This window comes from Alkalibacterium sp. s-m-28, from assembly GCF_054658175.1.
The window spans coordinates 1-7,381 of the sequence record NZ_BAAGIQ010000091.1 but is presented as its reverse complement, the minus strand read 5'-3'; the positions used below and the strand labels follow the sequence as shown (position 1 = coordinate 7,381).

Annotated in this window: 6 protein-coding genes; all 6 read left to right on the top strand. The window is 47.4% G+C overall.

What is annotated here, in order from left to right; translation table 11 throughout:
• Positions 1-304 precede the first annotated feature (304 nt).
• On the top strand, positions 305-1,360 hold the full coding sequence (gene trpX, locus ACYQ4S_RS09965; RefSeq protein WP_459770914.1) for a tryptophan ABC transporter substrate-binding protein: 1,056 nt from the start codon (positions 305-307) through the stop codon (positions 1,358-1,360).
• 16 nt (positions 1,361-1,376) lie between these two features.
• Positions 1,377-2,252, top strand: coding sequence for an ABC transporter permease (locus ACYQ4S_RS09960; protein WP_459770913.1), 876 nt, complete (start codon positions 1,377-1,379; stop codon positions 2,250-2,252).
• Positions 2,253-2,255: 3 nt separating this feature from the next.
• Positions 2,256-3,035 (top strand): ABC transporter ATP-binding protein, encoded by a 780-nt coding sequence (locus ACYQ4S_RS09955; RefSeq protein ID WP_346024196.1) that lies wholly within the window; start codon positions 2,256-2,258, stop codon positions 3,033-3,035.
• A gap of 70 nt (positions 3,036-3,105) precedes the next feature.
• The gene (gene trpB, locus ACYQ4S_RS09950; protein ID WP_459770915.1) at positions 3,106-4,254 is read left to right on the top strand and encodes a tryptophan synthase subunit beta; all 1,149 of its coding nucleotides are present in this window, start codon (positions 3,106-3,108) and stop codon (positions 4,252-4,254) included.
• A gap of 130 nt (positions 4,255-4,384) precedes the next feature.
• Positions 4,385-5,833: an amidase family protein gene (locus ACYQ4S_RS09945; protein WP_346024198.1), complete on the top strand. Its 1,449-nt coding sequence runs from the start codon at positions 4,385-4,387 to the stop codon at positions 5,831-5,833.
• A 133-nt stretch (positions 5,834-5,966) separates the two neighbouring features.
• Entirely contained in the window at positions 5,967-7,214 is a 1,248-nt protein-coding gene (locus ACYQ4S_RS09940) for a metal-dependent hydrolase family protein (RefSeq protein WP_346024199.1), read from the top strand.
• The last annotated feature ends 167 nt before the right edge of the window (positions 7,215-7,381 follow it).

Here is a 7,381-nt window from a genome sequence, read left to right as displayed (position 1 = left end):
ATCTTCCATCTAGTTCTATTTTACACAGAAACAGCACGGAATGACCAAGCGATAACCAAGATATTTAATTATCAAAGAACTAAAGTGAATGGATCATCAAAAGCGACTTTTTGAAATTTTTCTCCCCAATGGGGGAGAAAGCTCCATTCTTTCAAACAGTTAATCAATCAACTAAGTTAAGAACAATTCTTAACTACAAACTTATTATACGAGGAGTGGATACAGATGGAATCTGACTGGGACTGGAGCAACAAGAAATTGACCGAAAAACCAATGAATTTAATTAAGAGAGGATAAATCAATTATGAAAAGAAAAGGTATGATCATCACTTTAGGCGCTATTTTAGTTTTACTTATCGGAGTCTTTGTTGCCTCGCTGACTAGTGCAGATGACGACACAGCTATAGACAATGGAAATGGTAATGGAAGCGAACAAGTAGTTGATGAGAGTGACGAACAGGAAACTGTGAAAATCGGTATCCTACAGACCACCAGTCATCCGTCGCTGGACGAAATTACGGCGGGGGCAATCAAAGGGCTGGCTGAACATGGCTATGTCGAAGGGGAGAACGCAGAAATCGACTTTCAGAATGCTCAAGGCGATCAGAACCTGATGAACACGATGGCTCAGTATCTCGTGGAAGACGGGGCAGATCTGCTGATCGGTATCGGGACACCGGCCAGCCAGGCGTTTGCCAATGCAACCAGTGAGATTCCAATCATCATGGGCGCCGTGTCCGATCCAATCGGTGCCGGTCTGGTGGAGTCAGAAGACAAGCCGGGAACGAATGTCACAGGTGTAAAGAATCAAGCCCCGGTCGAAGCTCAGCTGGAGTTGATGAATGCCGTTCTTCCGGAAGCCTCAACGATCGGGTTATTATACAGTTCAGGTGAGGACAATTCCAGGGCTGAAGCAGAACGGGCAACAGAAGTGATTGAATCTATGGGTCTTGAACCGGTCACTTATACGGTATCAAGTACGAATGATATTCAGCAGATGGTTGCATCCATGTCTCAGGAAGTCGATGTGATCTATCTTCCGACTGACAATACGATAGCGAGTGCATTCGACACCGTGGTCAGTGAAGCGGACCGTTACGACATGCCGCTGATTCCGACAGTCGATCTGATGATCGCTCAAGGTGGGCTGGCCACAGTTGGAATCAATCAGACGCAGATGGGGATCGAATCAGGTCGGATGGCTGCAGAAGTACTGAACGGACAAGACCCGAGTACGTTCCCTATTTTTATCCTGAGTGAAGGAGATATTCTGGTCAACCAGAAGAAAGCGGAACGTCTGAACGTCACCATTCCAGAATCTATTCTGGAGGATGCCGTCATCATCGAAACTAGGGAATAAGAGAGGGAATCAGTTTATGGTCATATCAGCAATTGCACAGGGGCTGCTTTGGGCAGTACTCGGCATCGGCATTTTCACAACTTATCGGATTCTGAATTTTCCGGATCTGACAGCAGAAGGCTCGTTTCCTTTAGGAGCTGCGGTCGCCGTTACAGCTATTGTCAATGGACTGCCTCCCGTATTCGCTATGGTGCTGGCAGTTCTAGCCGGGATGAGCGCGGGTCTGGTAACGGGTCTCCTGTATACGAAAGGAAAAGTCCCAGTTATTCTAGCCGGTATTCTAGTTATGACGGCACTGCATTCCGTGATGCTGTATGTGATGCAGCGTCCGAACCTGAGTCTTTTAAATCATCCAAGAATATTTAACAGCCTAGCCTTTTTACCCAATTATTTCGACGCAGTAGTGGTCGGTCTAGTGGTAGTCAGTCTGGTGATTGGTCTGCTGCTTTTTTTCTTCTACACCAGCTTGGGTCAGGCCTATATTGCGACAGGAGACAATGAAGCAATGGCTCGATCGTTCGGCATTCAGACAGACCGCATGAAAATTATAGGGCTCGTCTTTTCCAACGGAATCAATGCGCTGGCAGGCTCTCTCATTGCTCAGAATAATGGCTATGCGGATGTTAATGGAGGAACGGGTGTCATCGTCATTGGGCTGGCTTCACTGATTATTGGGGAAGTGGCCTTCAATGACGTGACTCTGGGCGAACGACTGATTTCCATCGTCATCGGAAGCATTCTGTATCAGCTGCTTCTTCTCGGTGTAATCAGACTCGGCTTCGATACGACTTATATCAGATTATTCAGCGCATCCATACTAGCTGTCTGCCTGATGATCCCACAAATTAGGCAGGCGCTTAAACTGGATACACTGATCAGGAAGGAGGGGTAAGCCATGACAACACTACTGACTTTAGAGCAAGCAACTAAAACGATCCAGAATCAATCCGATAAGAATACGACGATTCTGGATCATATAGATCTGACCATCAGAAAAAGAGAGTTTGTTACAGTCCTTGGAGGGAATGGCGCAGGGAAATCGACTTTGTTCAACAGCATCACCGGCACGATCGAACTGACCAGCGGCAAGCTTTACATTAAAGATAAGGAAGTAACCAGACTACCTGAAGAAAAAAGAGCACGTCATATCGCCCGGGTCTTTCAGGATCCTAAAATGGGGACTGCCCCACGAATGACGGTAGCGGAAAACCTGCTGCTCGCTCTGAAACGAGGGGAGAAGCGGTATCTGCTGCCGAGAAAATTGAAGGCTCAAAGAGACTCATTCCAAAACCTGTGTGCCTCAGTTGGAAATGGACTTGAAAAACATCTAGATACACCTACGGGGCATTTATCCGGTGGGCAGAGACAGTCATTGAGTCTGCTTATGGCTACATTGACAAGGCCAGAGCTCCTGCTTCTGGATGAACATACTGCTGCACTGGATCCTAAAACGGCAAAGCGCTTGATGGAGCTGACACAAGAAGTTATCGAAACTCATCAGCTCACCTGTCTGATGATCACGCACCGGATGGAAGATGCCTTGAAGTACGGCAATCGGCTGATCGTTCTCGAAAATGGAAGAATCAAACTGGATCTGAATGCTAGAGAAAAAGCACAAATGACGCTGGAAGATCTGTTTGCTCTGTTTGAAGAAGAAAAAGCCCAGCTTATTTAACTGTAATAGATTTTCTGATGGGAAAAGTAAATGAACAGGAGAGTGCAAGGATAATGGAGACAGCAAAAGGATTTTTGGAACATTTGGCGGCAGTTTCGTCCCTGAAAACCTTCAGGCAGCTTTGGATAAGATTGAGGCTGCTTTTGACGAGGCTAGAGAAGATGACGCGTTCAAGAAAGAATATCAGTCGATTCTAAAAGAATATGTCGGCAGAGAGAATCCCCTGACCTACGCCGAACGGTTGTCAGAACGTTTCGGCGGTCCGAAAATCTATCTTAAAAGAGAAGACCTGAATCATACAGGAGCGCACAAGATAAACAATGTGGTGGGACAAATTCTTCTGGCCAAACGAATGGGTGCGCATCGCATCATTGCAGAGACAGGAGCGGGACAGCATGGGGTAGCGACTGCGACGGCCTGCGCGATGTTTGGTATGGACTGTACGATCTATATGGGTAAACTGGACACCGAGCGCCAGGCACTCAATGTATTCAGGATGGAGCTGCTCGGAGCAGAAGTGGTTCCTGTCGAGCAAGGACAAGGGCGGTTGAAGGATGCCGTTGATGTCGCTCTAGGAGATCTGATCGAGAATTATGATCACACATTTTATCTCCTCGGTTCAGCCGTCGGACCGCATCCCTATCCGTCCATCGTCAAGTATTTCCAGTCAGTGATCAGCGAGGAATCGAAGAAGCAGATTCTTGAAAAAGAAGGCAGGCTGCCTGCAGCGGTTGTTGCAGTGGCCGGTGGAGGCAGCAATGCGATTGGCTCCTTTGCTCACTATATTGAAGATACTGATGTGCGTCTGATCGGGGCGGAGCCTGAAGAAGCAGCGACGATGAGCAAGGGAAAAGCGGCGAATCTGCACGGATTCAGAACCCTTGTCCTACAAGATGAAAACGGCAACCCGGCACCGACCTATTCAATTGCTGCCGGTCTGGACTATCCGGGAATCGGGCCTGAACATAGTCATCTTAAAGACAGTGGACGTGCTGAATACTATACAGTATCAAAAAAAGAGGTCATGTCTGCCTTCAAGACCCTGTCCGAAACTGAAGGAATCATCCCGGCGCTAGAAAGTGCCCATGCTGTCGCCTTAGTAAAAAAACTGGCGGATGAATTTTCTCCTGAAGAGCCTGTGATCATCACTATTTCTGGTCGTGGAGACAAAGATGTGGCCTATGTCCGGGAGCTGCTTGACTCGGGTGATTTTGACTAGCACAACTTGATGACTGAACGGAACTGAAAGAGGAAGGGGCCTTCGCTGAACAATGTTAAAGGCTCTTTCCTCATTTTGTGTATAATAAAATGAGGAACTAAATACTTAGATAGAACAGGGGAGACAACTAATGGGATTTAACAGTAAAGACTATCTTTCGGGGCAGATAGACAAGCAACATATTCGTACGAAGAAGAGTCGGTACAAATTGGAGCTGGACCATGAAGAGTATCATCTGAGCGATGAACTGAGACGGGAGATTCTATCGAGCGATATACAGACACTTCAGAATTTAGTCAGAGAAGGCAGAACTACATACGCCGAAATTGCGATGTGCTTCTGGAATGAGACAGTCAGACAGAAAAGGTACAATGCGGTCATCTCTTTGAATGAGACAATCGTTCAGGAGGCTGAAGAACTGGTCTTTGATGACGAGCATGAATTGCTTTATGGTATGCCGGTCCTCGTTAAAGATAATGTTAGTGTGAAGGGGATGCCTGTTACAGCGGGGGCTGCTGTTCTTAGAGATTATATAGCTGAGGAAGATGCAGAACTTATCCAGCTCCTTAAAGAAAAGGGGGCACTGATTCTGGGGAAAACAAACTTGACCGAATGGGCCAATTTTATGTCTACTGACAGTTCCAATGGATATTCTGCAGTAGGTGGACAGACGATGCATCCATTGGGACAGTTTGATGTTGGAGGATCGAGTGCAGGAAGTGCCGCTGCTGCAGCCTTGAGCCTGTCTCCGGTTACCGTCGGGTCGGAAACGGCCGGGTCTATCATCTATCCAGCCAGTCAGAATGGTGTGGTCGGACTTAAACCGACACTTGGTCTGGTCTCTCAGGACGGTGTTATCCCCATTTCAAAAACGCATGATACTGCGGGACCGATCGCGAAAACTGTCAAGGATACGTATCTGCTTTTCAAGGGAATGGCGTCAGCAGTTTCAGAAGAAGCAGAGTGGTCTGAAGCAGGATTTAAAGGTGTGAAAACAGGTATCCTGGAAAACGAATCGATCAAGTCCCTCTATAGAGAAGAAGACGAAGAAATCATAGAAGATGTTCGGCAGAAGCTGAAAGAAGCCGGAGCGATCCCATCTGAGTATTCTTTAGATGAAAAGGCACTTGAAGTAGACTATGTTCCGGTTCTGAAGTATGAATTCAATACAGGGATCAAGTCTTTTTTCAATCAGAGTCGGACCCATCCACTGACTCTCGAGACAATTAGAGCGTTCAATGAAGAAGAAGGGGAAGATCAGACGGCACCTTTCAATCAGGAGCTGCTGATTCAGTCAGCCGGTGTTGAAGAGACTGCTGAAGACATCACTCAGATCATCACAACCAATCAGATGGTTACACGACAGGCACTGAAAAAAGCCTTTGACTCCGTAGATGTTCTTCTGACTTTAAGTAATTATGCCACTGCTGTCTATTCCGCATCCGGTTATCCAGCAGTCACCGTTCCTGGATATGTTCGCGCAACCGGTGAGCCTATTGGCATAACCCTTATCGGCCAGGACGGAGAGGATGTCCGGTTAATGGAACTGGCCTATGCTTTGGAGCAGATTATTCAGTAAAGGTTCAAGCAAATCAGAGCATTATATGAGAGTTTATAAATTAGAATAAAGCCATTTATTTTTAATCCTATTATAGTAAAGCGGTTGGACTTCGTATACAATAGAAGATACATTAATTAATAGGGGAGATAATATGGGGAAAACAGCTATAAAAAATGGACGTCTAATTGACGGACTAGGGGGACAGCCGGTCAGCGATGGGCTGGTCGTATTCGAAGGAAACACCTTGCTATACGCAGGAGAAGCGGAAGGATACACCTTGACTGGAGATGAAACGATAGTCGATGCCGGAGGAGGAACCATCCTCCCAGGACTTATCGATGCCCATGTGCATGTCATGATGGAGTTTGAAGGAGTTCAGAAACGACTGGAGACTCCTTTTTCCTACAGATTTTATCAGGCTGCCCAGTATATGAGGAAAACACTGTATGCCGGGATCACATCTGTCAGAGATGCATTAGGGGCGGATTTAGGTGTGAAGAAAGCTGTGGAAGAGGGACTGATAGCCGGTCCGCGTCTGCAGCTGAGCATCAATGCACTGACGATTACTGGCGGACACGGCGATGGTTATACCACTTCAGGCCAGACGGTTGAATTGCTTCAGGCCAATTATCCGGGGATGCCTGACGGGCGGGCAGACGGGGTGGAAGAAGTCCGGAAGAAAGTCCGTGAAATGCTTCGTGCCGGAGCTGAGGTCATTAAAGTCCATGCGACGGGTGGCGTACTCAGCCCGACCGACCATCCGGAGTTTACCCAGTTTTCTCTGGAAGAACTGAAAGTCATTGTGGAAGAAGCGCGTTTCAGAAAAGGTGTGCGAGTCATGGCCCACGCTCAGGGAGCTGAAGGAATCAAACAGGCCGTCCGGGCAGGCATCCATTCAATTGAACACGGCATCTTTCTCGATGACGAAGCTATTGATCTGATGAAAGAAAACGGAACATTCCTGGTGCCGACCTTGCTGGCGCCAGTATCGGTTCTGGAACTTGCTGAAGAATCCGGAATGCCTGATTCAGCTGTCGAGAAGTCCAAGGAAGTCATTGAGATCCACAAGGAAAGTGTCGCTAAAGCTCATAAAGCAGGAGTTAAAATAGCTATGGGTACTGATGCTGGAGTCATGCCTCACGGACTCAATTTAAGGGAACTGGAACTCATGACCGATGTGGGGATGACACCGATGGAAGCAATCGTGGCTACCACAAAAACGGCAGCTGAGTGTTTAGGATGGGAAGACAAAGTCGGCACCCTTGAGAAAGGAAAACTGGCCGATATTGTCATCGTTAAAGGCAATCCCATCGAAGACATTGCGAGCCTGGCGGACACCGATACCATTCAATATGTCGTCAAGGACGGAAAGGTCGAAAAAGACACCTTAACTAAATAAGATGATTTGAAAACAGCCGACTGTGTCGGCTGTTTTTTCGTTCGTGCGCCCGGCATGGGCGACAACTTGGTGGTGAAAGTCCACTACAGACTTGGCAGTAGGAACTGTTAGCGAAAGTCAAGGGTGTCCGCCGTGAGGCGGAATCTGAAGGAAGACGGACGCAAATG

What these genes read in the sequence shown, in the direction of transcription:
- trpX (WP_459770914.1), top strand. Translation starts at nt 305, where the DNA reads ATGAAAAGAAAAGGTATGATCATCACTTTAGGCGCTATTTTAGTTTTA.
- ACYQ4S_RS09960 (WP_459770913.1), top strand. Translation starts at nt 1,377, where the DNA reads ATGGTCATATCAGCAATTGCACAGGGGCTGCTTTGGGCAGTACTCGGC.
- ACYQ4S_RS09955 (WP_346024196.1), top strand. Translation starts at nt 2,256, where the DNA reads ATGACAACACTACTGACTTTAGAGCAAGCAACTAAAACGATCCAGAAT.
- ACYQ4S_RS09945 (WP_346024198.1), top strand. Translation starts at nt 4,385, where the DNA reads ATGGGATTTAACAGTAAAGACTATCTTTCGGGGCAGATAGACAAGCAA.
- ACYQ4S_RS09940 (WP_346024199.1), top strand. Translation starts at nt 5,967, where the DNA reads ATGGGGAAAACAGCTATAAAAAATGGACGTCTAATTGACGGACTAGGG.